This is a genomic window from Streptomyces sp. NPDC087300 (assembly GCF_044744425.1).
Taxonomy (GTDB): Bacteria; Actinomycetota; Actinomycetes; order Streptomycetales; family Streptomycetaceae; genus Streptomyces.
Genome location: NZ_JBIUYI010000010.1, coordinates 115591 through 137070 on the forward strand (window position 1 = coordinate 115591; position 21480 = coordinate 137070).

Genomic DNA, 21480 nt, shown 5'->3' on the forward strand with positions numbered 1-21480 from the left:
GCGGCCCGCCACGGGCGCCGAACTCTCCCGGACCGCCGCGCGGGACACCGAGCCGCACGGCACCGTGCTGCTCTCCACCGACACCCCGGTCATCGCGGGACACCGGGTCCAGGGCCGCTTCCTGCTGCCCGCGGTGGCCCATGTCGACCTGATCGCCCGGGTGTTCAACGACCACGGCCACCCCGTCGAGCGGCTCACGGTCCGCGACCTCACCGCGCTGCGGCCGCTGGACGTGACCGATGGACCGGTGGCCGCGGAGATCCGCTGCGCCCCCGCCGGGCCCGGCCGCTGGCAGGTCACCGTCACCGACGGCGAGCCCTACGCCACGGCCGAGGTCCTGGTGGCCGACGCGCCCGACTTCCCCGCGCGCCTCGACAGCCTCCCGCACGGCACGCCGAGGCCGCTGGCCGAGACCTATCTGAGGGACGGCGACAACGACCAGTACTACAGCGGCGCCGCGCGCGCCGAAGGCCTGGTCCGCACCGACCAGGAGCAGCTGACCGCCGAACTCGCCGCGCCCCAGGGTGACTTCCTGGTGCATCCGGCGCTGCTGCTCGGCGGCGCGGTGGCGGCGGGATCGCTCCTCGACACCGCGGGCCAGGCGTTCCTGCCGCTGCACTTCGCCTCGTTCCGTACGACGGGACCGCTGACGGGTCCGTGCACGGCCCGCGTACGCCGTACCTCGGTGAGCCGGCGCGGCGAGGTCGTCCGGTTCTCCGTGGACTTCTTCGATCCGTCGGGCCGGCAGATCGCCGAGCTGTCCGAGCTGTCCAGCAAGGCGCTGGCGGGCCGGGCGGCACCTACGGCGAGCGCCGAGCGGCCGCTCGAAGGCGCGCCCGCGAACGGCCGTGTGGAGGACTTCCTCCGGAGCCTCATCGCCGATCGTCTCGGCCGTACGCCCCAGTCGATACCGGTGACCGCCGGCTACTACGAACTGGGCCTGGAATCGGTGCAGGTGCTCGGCCTCGTCGAGGCGCTGCGGGACATCGCCGGCCAGGAGCTCGCCCCCACGCTGCTCTTCGAATACACCACGGTCCGCGCTCTGGCGGCGCATCTGGCCGACCGGTTCCCCGGCGCGTTCGAGACGCCGGCAGAGCGCGTCGCGCTGCCGGGCGGCGGCCTCGACGGGCTCAAGCGGGACACCGCCGTGCCGCCCGCCCCCGCACCCGCGGCCCTGACCGCCGAGGAACTCGACCGGCTCATCGCGGGCCGGGTCCTGGCAAGGCTCCGCGATTGCGGTGCCTTCTCCGCGGGCCCTGCCGAGTCCGTGGCCGGTCTCGCGCGGCGCCTGTCCGTCGTGGACAAGTACCGGCGCTGGCTCGACGAAGCCGCCCGGCTGCTCACCGACACGGGCCTGACCCGGCGGGACGGCGACGTCCTCGAACTCACCGCCGGGCGAGCGCCCGTCGACGACACGGAGTGGTCGGCGGTGCGCGAGCGCTTCGCCGCCGACCCGTACTGGACCGCGCAGCTCTCCCTGGTCGGGGAGTGCGTGGACCGGCTGCCCGAGATCCTCTCCGGCGCGGTCCCCGCGACCGACGTGCTGTTCCCCGGCGGCTCCCTGGCCAAGCTCACCGCGGTCTACCAGGGCAACGCCGTCGCCGACCGGCTCAACGACGTGGTCGCGGAGGTGACCGCGACGGCCGTCCGCCGGCGCCTCGCCGAGGACGCTTCGGCCACCGTGCGCATCGCGGAGGTCGGTGCGGGGACCGGCGGCACCACCGCCGTCGTCCTGCCCCACCTCGACGCCCACGCCGACCGCGTGGAGTACTGGTACACCGACTTGTCCCCGGCCTTCCTCGACCAGGCCGAACGCCGCTTCGGACCTGGCCGCGACCACCTGCGCTACGGCCGCTGGGACGTGTCGCGACCCGGCGCGGGCGAGCGTCTCACCGGCGGTGACTGCGACGTCATCGTCGCGACCAACGTCCTGCACGCCACCCAGGACATCCGCCTCGTGCTGCGCAACCTGGCCGCGGCCCTGCGCCCCGGGGGAGTCCTCGTCGTCAACGAGGTCACCCGCAAGTCCGCGGTGCTCACCCTGACCTTCGGCCTGCTCGACGGCTGGTGGCTCTACGACGACGAGGACGTCCGCATCCCCGGCGCGCCGCTCCTCTCCGCACCCCGCTGGCAGGAGGTGCTCGGGGACTGCGGGTACGCCGAGGTGTGGCGGCCCGTCGCCGAACCGGACGCGTTCGGCGAGGTGTTCGTCGCGCAGCGGCGAGCCGCGGACGTCCCCGCGCCCGAAGGGACCCGCCTGCTGGCCAGGGAGTGGCAGCCCGCCGACGTCACCGCGGGCCACCGCCCGACCGCCGTGGCCGTCCTCGGCGCCGGTCCCGACGCACGCCGGCTCGCCGACGCCCTGCCGGGCGCGGAGCTGATCACGTCCGTCGCGGGGCTGCACGACCGGTTCGACGCGCTCGTCGACCTGGGCGGTCTCGCACTCGCCGACTGGCTGCCCGTGGTGCAGCGGATGACCGGCCGCGAGGCGCTGCTGCTCGGCGTCGGCACGGGGGACGCCCGCGCCGGGCTCTACGGCATGCTCCAGAGCGAGTACGGCCGCGTACGGTCCCGCTATCTGGAGGCCGACCCGGCCGACCCGGACCTCGCCGCTCTCGTGGCACGCGAACTGGCCGACGGCGGCGACGACGTCGAGGTCACCTACCGCGCGGGCACACGGCACCGCGCCGTCCTCGCCGAGCTGCCCGCCGCCACCGGCGCCCCGGTCCGCTTCCCGGCCGACGCGCCCCTGCTCATCACCGGCGGCACCCGCGGGATCGGCCTCGCGCTCGCCCGGCACGCCGTCGGCGCGTGGGGAGCCCGCACCCTCGTCCTGACCGGGCGCGAGCAACTGCCGCCGCGCCACGAGTGGGACCGGTACGGCACGGACACGGCCCTGGGGCGCAAGCTCGACGGGCTGCGCGCCCTGGAGCGCGACGGGGTCCGGCTGCGGGTCCTCTCGCTGCCCCTCGGCGAGGACGCCACGGCCGTCCGTACCGCGCTGACCGCGATCCGCGGGGAGTTCGGCCCGATCGGCGGTGTGCTGCACGCCGCGGGGCTCGTGGACCGGGACAACCTCGCCTTCGTCAGCAAGCCGGTCGACGCGGTACGCGCCGTGCTCGCGCCGAAGACGGCCGGGCTCGACGCCCTGGTGGAAGCACTCGCCGAGGACCCGCTGCGGTTCTGCGTGCTGTTCTCCTCGGTCGCCTCGATGGTGCCCGCCGCCGCCGTCGGACAGAGCGACTACGCGATGGCCAACGCACACCTGGACGCCGTCGCGCGCCGCGCGCCGCACGGGCTGCCCCTGGTGAGCGTGGCCTGGCCCAGCTGGCGCGGCGTCGGCATGGGCAGCGAGCGGCCGGGACCCGGCTACCAGGCCACCGGCCTCGGTGAACTCTCCGAGGCCGACGGGCTGCGGCTCCTCGACCACGTCCTGTCCACGGGGGCGGGCCCGGTGGTCCTGCCCGCCGTCGTCGCTCCCGACTGGACGCCGCGGGCGCTGCGCGCGCGCAGGCCGAAGGCGCCGGCACGCGCCGCTGCCGCCGTACCGGCCGCTGTCGTTTCGGAGGCCGTCGTCCCGGACGCCGGCGTTTCGGCGGTCGGCGCGGACGCCGGAAGCGTGGCGAGCAAGGCCGAGGAGTGGCTTCTGGGGCTGCTCGCCGAGCAGTTGGGCTTCGACCGCGCACGGCTCGCGGCCGACGTGTCCATCGCCGACTACGGCACGGACTCGATCATGATGGTGCAGATCCTGCGCAGGGTCGGCGGCGAACTGGGCGTCGAGCTCGACCCGTCGGTCCTCGTGGACCACCCCACGGTGGAGTCCTTCGTCGGCTGGCTCACGTCCCGGCACGGCGAGGAACTGGCCCGGACCTTCGGTACGGAACCGGCGGCCGCGAAGGCCGTGACGGACACGGCGAGCGGGGCGACGGTCCTGGACCCGTCCCCGGCCCTGCCCCCGGTCCCGTCCCCCGCCCCGGCCCAACAGGTCCCCGTAGACGGCCCGTTCGACATCGCCGTCATCGGCATGTCGGGCCGCTTCCCCGGCGCCACGGACCTGGACGCCTACTGGCGGCTGCTCAGCGAGGGGCGCTCGGCCATCGCCCCCGTGCCCGCGCGGCGCTGGGGGCGCGAGACCGGATACCTGGCGGGCCTCGTCGAGCTCGACGGATTCGACCCCGCCCATTTCCACCTCTCCGACGACGACGCCGCCGCGATGGACCCGCAGGCGCTGCTGCTCCTGGAGGAGACACTGTTCGCGTTCTGCGACGCGGGCTACACCCCGGACGAGCTGAAGGGGCGCGAGATCGGCGTCTACGTCGGCGGCCGCACCCGGCACGCCCCGGACGACGCGACCCTCGGCCGCAGCCGCAACCCGGTCGTCGCCATCGGCCAGAACTACCTGGCCGCCAACCTGTCGCACTACTTCGACCTGCGCGGCCCCGGCACGGTCGTCGACACCGCCTGCTCGTCGGCGCTCGTGGCGATGCACCACGCCGTCCAGGCCATGCGCTCCGGTGACGTCGAGGCGGCCGTGGTCGCCGGGATCACCCTGCTCCCCGATGCCGGCGGGCACCGCCTGTTCGACCAGCGCGGGCTGCTCAACACGGAGCCGGAGTTCCACGTCTTCGACCGGCGCGCCCGCGGCTTCACGCCCGCGGAGGGCGTCGGCGTACTCCTGCTCAAGCCGCTCGCGGCGGCCGAGGCCGACGGCGACCGGGTGCACGCGGTGATCAAGGCGGTGGCGGTCAACAACGACGGCAGGACGGCGGGCCCCGCCACGCCCAGTCCGGCCGCGCAGCAGAGCGTCATGGCCCGCGCGCTCGCCAGGTCCGGGGTCGCCGCCGACGACGTCACGTACATCGAGACCAACGCGGCGGGCTCCCAGGTCCCCGATCTGATCGAGCTCAAGGCGATCGCGGCCGTCTACCGGCAGGGCTCCGATGTGCCCTGCTCGCTCGGCTCGGTCAAGCCGAACATCGGGCACCCGCAGTGCGCCGAGGGCATCGCCGGTGTCATCAAGACCGTTCTGATGCTCCGCGAGCGCCGGATCGTTCCCTTCCGCAGTGGTCAACAGCCCCTGGAACACTTCGACTTCGGTGCGGTGCCGCTGCGGTTCGCGCGCGAGTCCGCCCCCTGGCCCGACGCGCCGCTGGTCGCCGCCGTGTCCAGCTTCGCGGACGGCGGCACCAACGCCCATGTGATCCTCGCCGGTTCGGGCGGCGAGACCGACCAGGCCCGGGGGACCCGCGGCACGCGGCAGCCCGTGGCGCGCCCGCGGCTGAAGCGACGCCGCCTGCCGACCGCCCGCACCGAGCGCTTCGCGATCGTCGGCATGGCCGGGCACTACCCCGGCGCGGCGGACCTGGCCGCCTTCTGGGCGAACCTCAAGGAGGGCAGGGACAGCGTGACCGAGGTGCCGGCCGAGCGCTGGGCGTCCGACGAGGGCACCGGATCCCGCTGGGGCGGCTTCCTCGACGACGTCGACCGGTTCGACGCCGACTTCTTCCGGATCTCCCGCCCCGAGGCGGAGATCACCGACCCGCAGGAACGCTGGTTCCTGCGCACCTGCTGGGAGGCGATCGAGGACGCCGGGTACACCCCGGCCACCCTCGCCGAGGCCAAGGGCCCCGACCTGCGGCGCGCGGTCGGCGTGTTCGCCGGAGCCATGCACAAGGACTACACGCTGGTGGCCGCGGAGGCCGCCGCGCCGGTACCGCTCAGCCTCAACCAGGGCCAGATCGCCAACCGGGTCTCCTTCGTCTGCGACTTCCACGGCCCGAGCATGACGGTCGACACCCTCTGCTCGTCCTCGCTCACCGCGCTGCACCTCGCCGTGGAGAGCCTGCGCCGCCGCGAGTGCGAGGTCGCCGTCGCGGGCGGCGTCAACCTCTCCCTGCACCCCGGCAAGTACCGCACCTACGGCCAGGTCGGCATGCACTCGTCGGACGGCCGCTGCCGTTCGTTCGGGGAGGGCGGGGACGGCTACGTCTCGGCGGAGGGCGTCGGTGCGGTGGTCCTCAAGCCGCTCGCCGCCGCCGAGGCCGCGGGCGACCACATCTACGCCGTCGTCGCCGCGACCGCCGTCAACCACGTCGGCGCGGGCAGCGGATTCAGCGTGCCGAGCCCGGTCGGCCAGGCCGCCGTCATCTCCGCCGCGCTCGCGACCGCGGACATCGACGCGCGCTCCATCGGCTACGTGGAGGCACACGGCACCGGCACCTCGCTGGGCGACCCGATCGAGGTGCGGGGCCTGAGCACCGCCTTCGCCAGGGACACCGCCGACACCGGGTTCTGCGCACTGGGCTCCGTGAAGTCCAACGTCGGCCACGCGGAGTCCGCCGCGGGCATCGCGGGCCTCACCAAGGCGGCCCTCCAGCTGCACCACCGCACGCTGGTGCCCTCGCTGCACGCGCGGACCGAGAATCCGCTGCTCGGCCTGGCCGGCACGCCGTTCAGGCTGCAGCGCGAGACCGCCGGGTGGCCCGCGCCGCCGCAGGGCCCTCGACGGGCGGGTCTGAGCTCCTTCGGAGCCACCGGAGCCAATGCGCACATCGTCCTGGAGGAGTACGTCGCGCCCGCCCCGGCGCCGTCGGCGGCCTCCCACGCGCCCTCGGCGCAGCCGGTCCTGGTGCCGCTGTCCGCCCGCACCGACGACCAGCTGCGGCGGAGCGCCGCACGGCTGTGCGACGCGCTCGCCGGGTTCACGGCGGACGGCACCGGGCCCGCGCTGCGCGACATCGCGTACACCTTGCAGGTGGGCCGGGTCGAGTGGCCCGTCCGCGTCGCCTTCGTGGTCCGCGACGCCGCCGAACTGGCCGCGCGGCTCGCGGAGTTCGCGGACCTCGGGGCGCGTCAGGGGCAGGGCTCGACGGAGCTCCACGCCACGGCGCGGCACTGGGCCGACGGCGGCACGGTGGACTGGCGGGCCCGGGTGGGTTCCGCGGGCCCCGGGGCGGAGCGGCCGCGCCGGGTGGCCCTGCCGACGTACCCCTTCGCGGGGGACCGGCACTGGGTTCCCACCGAGGACGACACCGGCCGCGCCGCGGCACGCCAGACGGCGGCTTCGGTTCCGGCGGCTTCCGTCCCGGCGGTCTCTGCTCCGGTCGCTTCCGTCCCAGCTACTCCCGCCCTGACCGCTCCCTCCCCGGCCGCTCCCATCCCACTCGCTCCCGCGCAGGCTCCCGTCGTCCCGCCGCCGGGTCTGCTGGCCGTGCCGCGCTGGGTGGAGGCGGCGCCCGCCCCGGTCCTCGCTCACGGCCGCGTGCCGCGCCGGGTGCTGATCGTCGCCGACAGGCCGGGCTCCGCGCTCGCCGGGGCACTGGCCGAGCACTACCGGCGCGGCGAGGGCGCTCCGGGGCGCGGCGAAGGCACCCCGGTGGTGACTGAGTGCCCGCTCGAAGGCCCCGTCGCCCTCGAAGGTCCTGCCCCCGACCGCGTCCACCTCGTGACCGGCGCGGCCCCGGACGCCGGGGACGGCGCTGCCGGGCCCGAACTCGCCCTGCTCCGCCTGGTCAAGGCCGTCCGGCGGCTCGACCCCGCGGGGACGACCGACCTCTGTGTCAGCACGCAGGACACCCAGTCCGTCGCGGGCGAGCCCAGCGCGGCGCGCGGCGCGGGTCTCGCGGGACTGGCCTACTTCGTGGCCCGTGACTCCCGGCGCTTCGCCGTGCGCAACCTCGACGTGGCGGGTGCCGACCTGCGCACGCCCGAGGACCGCGCGGCGGTCGCTGCCACCGTGGCCGCGGAACCCGCGTCCCCGGCCGGGGACCTCGTGGCGCTGCGCGGCGGCCGCCGCTACCGGCAGGAGGTCCGCCCGGTCGAGCCGTCCGAGGCGGCCCGCCCGGGGCAGCCCGGTATCCGGCCGGGCGGCACGTACGTGGTGGTCGGCGGCAGCGGATTCGTCGGACGCGTCGTCAGCCGCCATCTGATCGACCGGTACGACGCCAAGGTGGTGTGCGTCGGACGCAGGCCGCGGAGCGACGCAGCGGTGCGCGAGGCGCTGTACGGAGACCGCGTCGGCTACGTACAGGGCGATGTCACCGACCCGCGCCAGGCACGGCGGGCGATGGCCGAGGCGAAGGCCCTGCTCGGCGAGGTGCACGGCGTGCTCTTCGCCGGGGCCACCCGGATCACCGGGGCACCCGGCGCGCTCGCCGACCTCGGCGAGGACGAGTTCCGCGCGCACTACGAGGTGAAGGCCGCGGGCGCGCGCCATGTGTACGAGGCCGTGGCGGACGAACCGCTCGACTTCCTCTGCTACTTCTCCTCCGCGCAGGCCTTCTCCTTCGGAGGGGCCGGTACCCACGCCGCGTACGCGGCGGGCATCACCTTCGCCGACGCCTTCGCCCGGTCCGTCGGCCCCGCCGCGGCGTTCCCGGTGGGGATCGTCAACTGGGGCGCCTGGCGCGCCTCGTTCGGCGAGGCCGCCGAGGACTACCCGACGCTCGGCTTCCTGGACGACGACGAGGGCGCCGCCTGCTTCGACACGGCGGTGCGGCTGCTGCGCGCGGACCGGCACCGGCAGGTCATCGGCATGCGCGTCGCGGCACCCGCGGCGGCCCGCCCCGCCGTGCCGGTCCTGGCGGAGCAGGGACCGCGAAAGGACCCGGCGGGCCACGCCGACCGGCGCCCGGAGATCCGGCGACTGCTCGTGGAGCGGCTCGCCAGGACGCTGCGCGTGCCGCAGGGCGACCTGTCGCCGTCGACGGCCTTCGCCGATCTGGGCGTCGACTCGATCACCGGCTCGACGTTCGTCGCGCAGATCGGCGAGGAGCTGGGCGTCGAGCTGAACGCCGCCGCGCTCTACGAGTTCTCCTCCGCCGAGCGGCTGGCCGACCACCTGGTCGAGCTGCTCGGGGAGGCACCGCGGGCGACACCAGAGGCACCAGCAACACCAGAGACACCAGCAACACCAGACGCAACAGGGGCACCCGTGGCGGCCGCACCTGACGACCTGATCGCGACGTTGGAGGCACGCTTCGCGGCCGGAGAGCTCTCCGCCGCGGAAGTGCTCGACCTGCTCGACGCCGAGCTGGCCACGAGGGAGCAACGATGAGCAGCGCAGACTTCCGCGACATCCTCGACGGATACGCGAGGGGCACGGTCGGCTCGGAGCAGGCGCGCGGCCTGCTCGACGCGCGCCGCCAGGACCCGGACCGGCAGGACGACACGGACCGTTCGCGGATGCTGGACATCGCGGTGGTCGGCATGTCCGGGCAGTTCCCGGGCGCCGCGGACGTACGCGAGTTCTGGCACAACCTCACCGAGGGGCGCGTCGGCTACGGCGAGCTGCCCGACCACTACGTCGCCGCGGACGACCCCGGCGGGTACCGCTGGGGCGGCGCGCTGCCCGAACGGGACTGCTTCGACGCGGAGTTCTTCGGCATCCGCCCGCACGAGGCGGACCTGATGAGCCACAACCAGCGGCTGCTGCTCCAGGAGAGCTGGCACGCACTGGAGGACGCCGGGCTCGACCCCACGGCACTGGCCGGATCCCGCACCGGACTGTTCATCGGCGCCGAGCCCACCGGCTACCCGCACGAGTCGTTCACCGGCGCGTCCGACGCGCTGGTGGCGTCCCGCCTCTCGTACTTCCTCGACCTGCGCGGCGCCGCCCTGGTCGTCAACACGGCCTGCTCGTCCTCCCTGGCCGCCGTGCACCTGGCCTGTCAGAGCCTGCGCGCGGGCGAGTCGTCGCTCGCCCTGGTCGGCGGCGTGAACGCGGGCCTCGACGCGCGGGGCCTCGACCTCCTCGTCGAGAGCGGCGCGATGTCGCCCAGCGGACAGTGCCGCACCTTCGACGCCGAGGCGAACGGCACCGTCTACTCCGAGGCCGTGGCCGTCCTCGTGCTCAAGCGGCTGTCCGACGCGGTGGCCGACGGCGACCACATCCACGGCGTGGTGCGCGCCACCGGCATGAACCAGGACGGCGCCAGCAACGGCATCACCGCGCCGAACGGCGCCGCGCAGGAGGAGCTGGTCCTCGACACCTACCGGCGCTTCGGCATCCCCGCCGAGCGCGTCGGCTACGTCGAGGCGCACGGCACGGGGACCGCCCTGGGCGACCCGGTGGAGGCCAACGCGCTGGTGCGGGCCTTCCGGCGGCTGACCGGCGAGCGGGAGTTCTGCGCCATCGGCAGCGCCAAGTCGCACATCGGCCACACCGGCGCCCCGGCGGGCGTCGTCGGGCTGATCAAGGTCCTGCTGTCCATGCGGCACGGCCGGTTCGTCGGCATGCCGACCCTGCGCAGCCTCAACCCCCTGATCGACTTCCGGGACTCGGCGTTCGTGCCCGACGACGCGGCCAGGCCCTGGCAGCGCGCCACTGAACTCCCGCTGATGGCCGCGGTGAACTCGTTCGGGCACAGCGGGACCAACGCCCACGTGGTCGTCGAGCAGTACGTTCCCGCCGTCCCCGTGGCGGACCGTACCGACGACGGCACGCCGCGGATCGTCCCCCTCTCGGCCCGCGGTCCCGAGCGGCTGCGCGCCTACGCGAACGCACTCGCGGAGCACCTGGAGAGCGCCACCGCCGACGCGCCGCCCCGCCCGGCGCCGCGGCCGGCCGACGCCGCGCGGGTCCGCGCGGTGGTGGCGGGCATCCTGGGCGTCGCCGTGGACGAGATCGACCCGGACGAGCGCCTGGACTCCTACGGCGTACGTCCGGAACAGCTCGCCCGCATCGGTGCGGCGCTGGACGCCGAACTCGGTCCGCGCCCGGACGCGGACGCTCTCCACGAGGGCCGTACGGTCCGCGAGTTGGCGCGGCTCGCCGCCGAAGCGGACGACGTCACCGACGGTGACGTCGTCCGCTTCGGCGGGGGAGCGCGCCCTTCGCTCGCCGATGTGGCCCGCACGCTGCAACTGGGCCGGGCGGAACTCCCCGCGCGTGCCGCGCTGATCGTCCGCGACCGGGCCGAACTCCTCGCCGGACTGCGGGCCTTGGCCGCAGGTCAGGAGCTGCCCGAGAACTGCTGGGCGGGCGAGGTCGACGCGCGCGGCGACGTCGCCAGGCTCTTCGGGGACGACGACGAGCTGAGCGAGGCCGTGGGCAAGTGGCTGGAGCGCGGCAAGCTCGCCCGCGCCGCGGAGCTGTGGGTGCGCGGCGGTCCCGTCGAGTGGCGCCGACTGCACGGCGCCGGCACGCCGCACCGGGTGCCGCTGCCGGGTTACCCGTTCGCCAAGACACGCCATGGCATACCGATGACCACGGCCACGGCCACGGCCCCGGCCCCCGCCGCACCCGTGGCCGTGGCGGCTCCCGCGCCCGCGCCCACCGCGCCTGCCGCGCGGCCCGCTGCCGGTCCGCGCCCCGAGCGGCTGGTGCGGGCGGTGGAGGACCGGATCGCCCTGCTGGCCACCGAGCTGATCGGTGGCGCGGAGGGCGGTGCCGAGGTCGACCCCAAGGAGCAGCTGGACCGCTTCGGCATCGACTCGATCACGCGCACCCGGCTGAACCAGCTCCTGAGCGAGGCGTTCCCCGCGGCCTCGCGCACGCTGTTCTTCGAGTTCGCGAAGATCGAGGGGGTGGCCGGACTGCTGGCCGAGAAGTTCCCCGACGCGTGCAGGGCGTTCCTCGGGTGGGACGGCACGGCGGCTCGGGCGGTCCCGGAGGAGCGGGAAAGGGAACCGGAAGCCGAGACCGAAGCCGAAGCCGAGGCCGAAGCCGAGGCCGAGGCTGAAGAAGCCGTTCCGGAGCCTGCGCCCAAGGCCGAAGCCGAAGCCGAGTCCGAAGCCGAACTCGACGAGCTCGAAGGCGCCGTCGCCATCATCGGCATGAGCGGCACCTTCCCGGACGCCCCCGACCAGGACAGCTACTGGCAGCTCCTGATGGAGGGCCGGTCCGCCGTCACCGAGATCCCGCGTCGGCGCTGGGACTGGCGGGAGCACTACGACCCGCGGCCCGAGGGCGAGGACGTGGTGCGCAAGAGCCACTCCAAGTGGGGCGCGTTCCTGGACGGGTTCGACCAGTTCGACCCCGCCCTGTTCCACTTCACCGAGCAGGAGGCGCGCAACACCGACCCGCAGGTACGCCTGTTCCTCCAGGAGTGCTGGAAGGCGCTGGAGGACGCGGGCTACGCCCCCTCCAAGCTGCCCGCCGAAGTGCGCGGCCGCATCGGCGTCTTCGCGGGCGGCGCGAAGCACGGCTTCACCCAGCTCGGCTCCGAGGGCCGTCTAGAGATGCCCCGCACCTCCTTCGGCGACATGGTCAACCGGGTCTCCTTCCAGTTCGACCTGGGCGGTCCGAGCAAGGCGGTGGACACCGCCTGCTCCTCCGCGCACGTCGCCCTGCACGAGGCGGTCGAGAGCCTGCGCTCCGGCCGCTGCGACCTGGCCGTCGCCGGTGCGGTGAACCTCTACCTGCACCCGTCGACGTACGTCGAACTGGCCACCGTCGGACTGCTCTCCGACGGCTCCGACTGCGCGTCGTTCGGCCTGGCGGCCAACGGGATCGTGCCGGGCGAGGGTGTCGGCGCGGTGCTGCTCAAGCCGCTGCGGCAGGCGCTGCGCGACGGCGACCCGGTGCGCGCGGTCATCCGCGGCAGCGCCGTCAACCACAACGGCAGGACCATCGGGTTCACCAGCCCGAGTTCCCAGCGGCAGGCCGAGGTGATCCGGGCCGCGCTGCGGGACGGTCGCGTCGACCCGCGGACGGTCAGCTATGTGGAGGCCACCGCCAACGGCTCGGAGATCGGTGACGCCGTCGAGATGACGGCCCTCACCCAGGCCTACGAGGACAGGACGGGCACCGGCGGACGGTTCCGCATCGGTTCGCTGAAGCCGAACATCGGCCACGGCGAGGCGTCCGCGGGCATGGCGCAGCTGTTCAAGGTCGTCCTCGCCCTCCAGCACCGCACCCTGCCGCCGACCCGGCTGCCCGCCGAGTTCAACCCGGCCATCGACATCGACAGGCTCCCCTTCGAGCTCTCCGGCGCCCCCGTGACGTGGGACCAGGTGACCGTGGACGGCGTGCCCGCGCCGCGCCGCGCGGGCATCACCGGCATCGGCGGGGGCGGCACCAACGCGTACGTCGTGGTCGAGGAGGCTCCCGAGCCCGTGGCCCGCACCCGGGCGGCCACCCGTGGCCCGGTCCTCTTCGTCCTGTCCGCGCACACCGAGGAGCGGCTCGGGGCGTACGCCGACGCATGGCTCGACTTCCTCGGGCAGCGGCCGTCGGCCGGGCTCGCGGACATCGCGTACACCCTCCAGGTCGGGCGCGTGGACCTGCCGCACCGTCTCGCGGTCATCGCCTCGGGCGCCGAGGAGCTGCGCGGGCACCTCACGCGCTGGCGCCGCGGCCGTCCCGCCGATGCGGTGTTCGCGGGAACCGCGGCCCGTACGGACACGGCCGGGCTCGACGCGGCCCTGCGCGAGCGGGACCTCGGCCGGGTGGCCGAGCTGTGGGTGCGCGGCGCGGCGGTCGACTGGGCCGGCCTGTACGGCGAGGACGGGGTGCCCGCGCGCAAGCCGGGGCTGCCGACGTATCCCTTCGAGCGCAAGGTCTGCTGGGTCGACGACACCGCACCCGCACCGGCACGCGTATCCGCACCCTCACCCGCATCCGACGCCGCCCCTGTCTCCGCGCAGCCGACGACAGGGCACCCGCTGCTCACCTCGGTCGTCCAACTCGCGGACGGTGGAAGCGTGTTCAGCGGTGACGTGTCGCTCGGCACGCACCCCTGGATCGCCGACCACGCGGTGTCGGGCACCGTGCTCTTCCCCGGCACGGGCTTCGTGGAGATGGCGCTGCACGCAGGACGGGCGCTGGGCCGCGGGCGGCTCGACGAGCTCACCCTGGAGGCGCCGCTCACCCTCACCGAGCAGGGCGGAGCCCGTCTTCAGCTCGTCGTCGGGGCGCCCGACCCTACGGGCGGCAGGCCCGTTGAGGTGTACTCGCTGCCCGACAACGGAGCCGAAGGGACGGCCCAGGACGGGGAGCGGGCCGGGCCGGCCTGGACGCGGCACGCCGCGGGGCTGCTCACGGTCGCAGAAGCCGATGCCGACGCGGGATTCGACCTCGCGGTGTGGCCGCCGACCGGCGCCGAACCCCTGCCGGTCGACGACTACTACCAGGTGATGGCCGACGCCGGTTACGCCTATGGACCGGCGTTCCGCGGGCTGCGCGCCGTCTGGCGGCGCGGCGACGAGGTGTTCGCCGAGGCCGCGCTCGACGACGCGCCGGACGCGGCGCGCTACGGCGTGCACCCCGCCCTGCTCGACTCGGCCCTGCACGCCATGGGCTTCGGCGGGTTCGTCCGCGACGGCGGCGGACTGCTGCCGTTCTCCTGGTCCGGCATGCGGCTGTTCGGCGGGGGAGCCGCCACGGTGCGGGTGCGCCTCACCGGCGCCGGTTCCGACGCGGTCTCGGCCGCCGTCGCCGACACCGAGGGCAGGCCCCTCGCCGTCCTCGACTCGCTCGTGCTGCGCCCGTTCACCGGGGCGCGGCAGGCCGTCGCGCGGACGGCGCTGCCCGATGAACTCCTGCGCCTGGACTGGACCTCGCTGACCCCGGCCGACGCGCCCGCGGGGACGTGGACCGTGGCGGGCCCCGACGACCTCGGCCTCGCCGAGGCGCTGCGCGGCGCGGGCACGGCTGTCTCCGCGGACGGCGCGGGCGAGACCGCCCTCGTGTCCCTGCACGCGCGGTGTCCTGACGACCTGGCGGCCGCTGTCAGGGCCGCCACCGCACGCGCGCTCGACCTGGTGCGCGGCTGGCTCGCCGACGACACGCAGACCGCGGCGCGCCTGGTGGTCGTGACCCGGCGGGCGGTGTCCGCCCGCACCGGCGAGGACGTCGAGGACCTGGTGCACGCCCCGGTGTGGGGCCTGCTGCGGGCCGCGCAGGCGGAGAACCCCGACCGGCTCCTGCTCGTCGACGTGGACGGGGAAGAGGCATCGGCCGCCGCGCTGCCCGGGGCGGTCGCGGCCGCGACCGCCGCCGCCGAGTCGCAGCTCGTCCTGCGCGGGGGAGAGGCGACGGTGGCCAGGCTCGCCCCGCTGGCGTCGAACGGCGCCCTCGTACCCCCGGCCGACGGCGCCGCCTGGCGCCTGGACACCAGCGGCGCGGGCACCCTGGAGAACCTCGCCCTGCTGCCCTGGCCCGCGGCCGACGCCCCGCTGGCCCCCGGCCAGGTACGCGTCGAGGTGCGTGCCGCGGGGCTCAACTTCCGTGACGTGCTCGGCGCGCTGGGCATGTACCCCGGCGAGCTGACGCTCGGCGCCGAGGGCGCGGGCATCGTCACCGAGGTCGGCGCCGACGTGTCCCACCTCGCCGTCGGCGACCGCGCGATGGGCCTCTTCCCCAGCGGCCTCGGCCCGGTCTGCGTGGCCGACGCCCACACGGTGGTGCGGATGCCCGACGGATGGTCCTTCGAGCAGGCCGCGGCCGTCCCCGTCGCCTTCTCCACCGCCTACTACGGCCTGGTCGACATGGGCGGCCTGAGCTCCGGCGAATCGGTCCTCGTGCACGCCGCCGCGGGCGGCGTCGGCATGGCCGCCGTCCAGCTCGCCGGGCACCTGGGCGCCGAGGTCTTCGCCACCGCGAGCGAGGGCAAGTGGGACGCCGTCCGCGCCCTCGGCGTGCCCGACGACCACCTCGCCTCCTCGCGTGACCTGGACTTCGAGGAGAAGTTCCGCACCGTCACCGAGGGCCGTGGCGTGGACGTCGTGCTCGACTCGCTCGCCAGGGAGTTCGTCGACGCCTCGCTGCGGCTGCTGCCGCGTGGCGGCCGGTTCGTGGAGATGGGCAAGACCGACATCCGCGACGCGGGACAGGTCGCGACCGAGCACTTCGCGGTCCGCTACCGGGCGTTCGACATCGTGGACGCGGGACCGCGGCGGATCGGCGAGATCCTCCACGAGATCGTGGACCTCTTCGCCGGGGGCGTCCTCGACCACCTGCCCCGGCGCACCTGGGACCTGCGGCGCGCACCGGACGCCTTCCGGTACATGAGCCAGGCCCGCCACGTCGGGAAGATCGTCCTGACCGTGCCCCGGCGTCCCGACCCCGCGCACACCGTCCTGATCACCGGCGGCACCGGCACCCTCGGCGGGATGCTCGCCCGGCACCTGGTGACCGAGCGCGGTGCCCGGCACCTGACGCTGCTCAGCAGGCGCGGCCCGGACGCACCGGGGGCGGCCGGCCTGACCGCCGAACTCACCGCGGCCGGTGCCGAGGTGACCGTGGTCGCCTGCGACGTCGCCGACCGCGCGCGTCTCGCGGAGGTCCTCGACGCCATCCCCGCCGCGCACCCGCTCGGCACCGTCGTGCACACCGCGGGGGACCTCGACGACGGGGTCTTCGACGTGCTGACCCCCGAGCGGCTCGCCCGGGTCCTGCGGCCCAAGGCCGAGGGCGCGCTGAACCTGCACGAGCTGACGAAGGACCTGGACCTCGCCGAGTTCGTGCTCTTCTCCGGCGCGGCCGGGGTGCTCGGCAACCCGGGGCAGTCCAACTACGCGGCCGCCAGCTCCTTCCTGGACGCGTTGGCGCAGCACCGCAGGGCGCGGGGGCTGCCGGGGACCTCGCTCGCCTGGGGCTACTGGGAGCAGGCCACCGGTCTGACCAAGCACCTCAGCGAGGGGGACACCGGGCGGATGGCCCGCGGCGGCCTGCTGCCGCTGCCCTCCGCGGACGGGCTCGCGCTGTTCGACGTGGCGCGCGGCGCCGACGAACCGCTCCAGGTGCCGATGCGCCTGGATCTCGCCGCGCTGCGCACCCAGGCCGAGTCCGGTGCGGGACACCCGCTGCACCGGGGCCTCGTCAGGGCCGCGCCCCGGCCGACCGCCGCCGCGCCGGAGAGCGAGGGCCTCGACGGGCTCGCGGACCTCGCGGCGGACGAACAGCTCGCCGCGCTCCTGGAGCTGGTGTGCCGTCAGGTCGGGTCCGTGCTGGTCACCGATCCGGCGACCATCGGGTCCGACACCGGGTTCGTCGAGCTGGGCCTCGACTCCCTGACCGCCGTCGAGCTGCGCAACCGGCTCAACCGCGCCACCGGACTGCGGCTGCCCGTCACCCTGGTCTTCGACCACCCGGCGCCGGGCCCGCTCGCCGGATATCTGCGGCAGCGGCTCGCCAAGGCGCACCAGGAGCAGGGCGTCCGTACGCCGAAGGCGCGGGAGGCAGCCCTGCGGCGGCCTGCGCCGGCCGAGCCGTCCACGACCGGCGGGGCCGCCTCGACGGCGCCGGTGACCCACCCGCTGCTCGTCGACGCCGGGCTCGAACAGCACGGCGCCGTCCTGGAGTTCGGCTGCCGCGGCGGCGAACCGCTGATCGCTCTCGCGGCGGAGCACCCGGATCTCGTCGTGCACGGCGCGACCGGCGACAAGGAGCTGGCCGACGCGGCAGGACGGGAGATCGCCGGGCGCGGCCTGCGGGACCGCGTCGAGGTGTTCCACCGGAGCGGCCCGCTCGACCCGTTCCCCGGCCACTACGACCTGGCGTACGGCATCGGCGCCTGCTACCGCGTCGAGGACAAGCAGTCGCTCTTCGCCCACCTGGACGCGGCGGTCGTGGACGGCGGGCAGCTCCTGCTCGCCGACTACCTGTGCACGCTCAGCGGCGACCTGGTCGACCACGGCGCCGGCCTCAGCGTGCCCACCGCGCGGACCTGGTCCGAGGTGTTCGCACGGAACAGGTTCGTGATCGAGGAGGTCCTCGCGGGCGACGCCGCCGACCCGGAGCCCGACCCCGGCCTCGCCGAGCCGCTGCGGCACGGCTGGATCGCACAACGCACGTTCCGGCTGCGCAAGCTCGCCTCCGCCACCGAGGAGGAACGCCTGCGGACCAACCGGGCACACCTGGCCGAGACCCCCGCGCAGCCGCGCGCCCCGCGGAGCTGAAGGAGAAACAGAGTCCATGTCGCTTCACGTCAAGCAGGTGCTCACGGAGCTCGCGGCCGGTGTCCTCGACGCCGCTCCCGAGCGTGTCGCCCAGGCGTCCTTCCAGGACCTCGGCCTGGACCTGGCCACGACCGTGGCGCTGACCGAAGAGGTCAACGCCCGCTTCGGCACGGCACTTCCGACCGGCGCGGTGACCGAGGCCGGTGATCTCGACCGGCTCGCCGAGCGCGTCGCGGCCCACCTCGACCGGCAGGCACCGCCCGAGGCGATCGCGGTGATCGGGATGCACTGCCGCGCGGCGGGCGCGCGCGACCCCGACGAGCTGTGGCAGGTGATCAGCGCGGGCGAGGACCGCACCACCGAGGTCGACGACCCGGTCGCCCTCTCGCTGCTCGCCGAGCACTTCCCGGACGTCGCGGCGCCCCGCTACGGCGCCATGACCGGCAGCGAGGAGTTCGACCCGGCCTTCTTCCGGATCGCCCCGCGCGAGGCCGCCGCGATGGACGCGGCCCAGCGCGTCCTGCTCGAATCCTGCTACCACGCGCTGGAGGACGCGGGCCAGGACGCCTCGGCCCTGCGCGGCCGCGCCGTCGCCACCGTCGTCGGCAGCACGGGGCTCGCGCCCCAGGCCGAGTACTCCGCGCACGCCCTGATGGGCTCCGACACCAGCATCATGGCGGCCCGCCTCGCCTACCAGCTCGACCTCAGCGGCCCCGCGATGACCGTCGACACGGCCTGCTCGTCCTCGCTCGTCGCCGTCGACATCGCGCGCCGCCTGCTGCTCGACGGCGAGTCGGACCTCGCGCTCGCGGGCGGGGTGTACGTGGCCAACCACCCCGGCACCTTCGTCACGATGGAGGCCCTCGGCACCGTCTCACCGGGCAGGGCCTGCCGCCCCTTCGACGCCGACGCCGACGGCATGCTCGTCGGTGAGGGCGTCGGCGTCCTCGTACTGAAGCGGCTCTCCGACGCGGTCCGCGACAACGACCGGATCCTCGGCGTGATCAGGGGCAGCGGCACCAACCAGGACGGCAGGACCTCCGGCATCACCTCGCCGAGCTCCGCCGCGCAGAGCGGCCTGCTGCGGGACGTCTACCGCCGCAGCGGGGTCGACATGGGCCGGCTGCGCTACATCGAGGCGCACGGCACGGGGACCAGCCTGGGCGACCCGATCGAGGTGCACGGACTGGCCGAGGCGTTCGCCGACTTCACCGAGCGCAAGCAGTTCTGCGCGATCGGTTCGGTCAAGGCCAACATCGGCCACACGATGGGTGCGGCGGGCGTCCTCGGCGCCATCAAGGTGCTGCTGTGCATGCGGCACGGCACGCTTCCGCCCGCCGCCAACTTCCGCACCGAGAACAAGCACGCCGAGTTCGAGGAGAGCCCGGTCTACGTCAGCCGCGAGCCGGCCGACTGGGCCGCCGAAGGGGCGGAGCCGCGGGTCGCGGGCGTGAGTTCCTTCGGCTACAGCGGCACCAACGCCCATGTGATCATCGAGGAGTACGCGGCTCCGGCCGCCCGTGCGCGCTCGGTGCCCCGGCGGCGCCGGATCTTCCCGATCTCGGCCAAGACGACGGACCAACTCCGCCAGAAGGCTGCCGAGTTGGCGGCCCACCTCCGTGCCGCCGATCTTGGCGACGACGCGCTTCTCGACGTCGCGTACACGCTCCAGGTCGGCCGTGAGGCTTTCGCCGAGCGGCTCGCCGTGACCGCCGATTCGACGGCCGAACTCCTGGAGCGCCTGGACGCGTTCGCCGACGGCGCCACCGAGGTGCCCGGCACCCGCCACGGACAGGTCACGGAGCTCCGCCCGGGGGCGCCCGCCGCGACCGGCCGCGACGTCGACGAACTCGCGGCGGCCTGGACGGCGGGCGCCACGGTGGACTGGCCCCGCCTGCACACCGGCAGCGCCCCGCGCCGTATCGCGCTGCCCGGCCACCCCTTCGTACGCGATGTGTTCCCGCACGCCTGGGCGAACGGCACCGCGGCCGGAACCCCCGCCCTGGCGGCGGCCGACGCCCCGGACGCCACGGCCGTGCCCTCCGTCCTCACCGAACTCGACGCCGCCGCGGCGGAGCACCTGCGGTCCGATCCGGCGGCCGGTGACCTGGCGGCGGCGCTGCGCTCCGACGTGATGGTGCGCGAGCTGACCCAGGTCTGCCGCCGGATGCTGTTCGCCTCGCTGCGCCGGATGGACGTCTTCACGACCGCCGGGGAGCGCCACCGGGAGGCCGATCTCGTGCGGCGGCTCGGCGTCGTCGACGAGCACGCGCCGCTCTTCCACGGGCTGCTCGGCGTCCTCACCGACGGCGGCTACCTGCGCGCCGAGGGCGAGGACCTCGTCACCACCGAACTGGTCGCAGAAGCAGCCCAGTTGACGTGGAAGGAGAGCGAACTCGCAGCGCTCAAGGGTGAGGTGACGGCCGACTACCCGGAGATGGACGGATACTTCCACCTCCTGACGATCTGCCTGGAGGACTTCCCCGAGGTGCTCACCGGGCGCAAGAAGGCGCACGAAGTGCTCTTCCCCGGCGGCTCGTTCGACGCCGTGGAGGCCGTCTACCACAGCGACGGCGACACCAACGGCCTGGTCGCCGGGCTCGTCGCGCGCTATGTGCGGGCCCGCCGCGAGCGTGACCCGCAGGCCCCCGTCTCCGTCCTGGAGATCGGCGCGGGCACCGGCGGCACCACCGCGAAGGTGCTGCCCGCGCTCGACGGCGCCGACGGCCTGCTCAGCTACGTCTACACCGACATCTCCCGCGGCTTCACCCAGTACGGGCGCACCCAGTACGGCAAGGACCACCCCTTCGTGACCTTCGCCCCGCTGGACATCGAGTCCGCGCCCACGGCGCAGGGCTTCGAGGCCGGTACCCAGGACGTCGTCCTCGCCTGCAACGTGCTGCACGCGACCAGGAACATCGACGACACCCTGGCCCACGCCCGCCAGCTCCTGCGCCCCGGTGGCGTGCTCATCCTCCTGGAGACCACCCGCGCCCAGGACTTCTTCACCCTCACCTTCGGCCTGATGGGCGGCTGGTGGGCCTACGAGGACGACTGCCGCCTGCCGGGCTCCCCGCTGCTCAGCGTCTCCCTGTGGCGCCAGGCCCTGGAGCGCGGCGGCTTCCGCTCGGTGCGCAGCCTCTCCCCGGCGCCGGTGCGCGAGGACCAGGCGTACCAGGCGCTCGTCATCGCGGAGAAGGAAGGCGCCCTGGAGGGGCCCTTCGCGGGCGCGCTCGGGGACCAGGCGCAGGTTCCCGCGCGGGTTCCGGCACCGGTTCCCGCGCAGGCTCCCGCCGCGGAGGCCGCTGTCGAGGCCACGGACGCCGCGGCGCCCGAAGAGGCGGCGGGCGGCTCGCTCCAGGAACTGGTCGCCGACGCCTGGCGCGAGGTCCTCGGCGTCACCGAGGTCCGCCCGGAGGACGACTTCCAGGAGGTGGGCGGCGACTCGATCCTCGCCACCCAGATCATCTCCCGGCTCAAGAGCGGCTTCCCCATCGAGCTCGACCTCGGCGAGCTGTTCCAGGCCCGCACCCTGGCGGACATGGTGGCGCTGCTCGAAGCCGAACTGATCGAGCGCATCGACGAGTTGCCCGACGACACCATCAGCACCCTGCTTGCGTGAACCGGCGAGAGCCAGGA

The 21480-nt window shown here is 74.8% G+C and carries 3 protein-coding genes (1 of these 3 only partly in view); all 3 read left to right on the forward strand.

Features of this window, described 5'->3' with window-relative positions:
- Tightly spaced (at most 16 nt apart), the 3 genes in view from ACIO9J_RS35150 to ACIO9J_RS35160 form a layout consistent with a single transcriptional unit that may run on beyond the window.
- Positions 1–9055, forward strand: partial view of an amino acid adenylation domain-containing protein gene (locus ACIO9J_RS35150; protein ID WP_402008499.1) — the 3' portion only. 14624 nt of this gene lie to the left of the window's left edge; 9055 of the gene's 23679 nt are visible here — the last part of the coding sequence; the start codon falls outside the window, past its left edge; the stop codon is at positions 9053–9055.
- Positions 9052–17841, forward strand: a complete 8790-nt coding sequence (locus ACIO9J_RS35155; protein WP_402008501.1) for an SDR family NAD(P)-dependent oxidoreductase — start codon at positions 9052–9054, stop codon at positions 17839–17841. The genes ACIO9J_RS35150 and ACIO9J_RS35155 overlap by 4 nt, the downstream gene beginning before the upstream one ends.
- A 16-nt stretch (positions 17842–17857) precedes the next feature.
- Complete coding sequence (locus tag ACIO9J_RS35160) at positions 17858–21463, forward strand: beta-ketoacyl synthase N-terminal-like domain-containing protein (RefSeq protein ID WP_402008503.1); 3606 nt, start codon at positions 17858–17860, stop codon at positions 21461–21463.
- Positions 21464–21480: the final 17 nt, after the last annotated feature.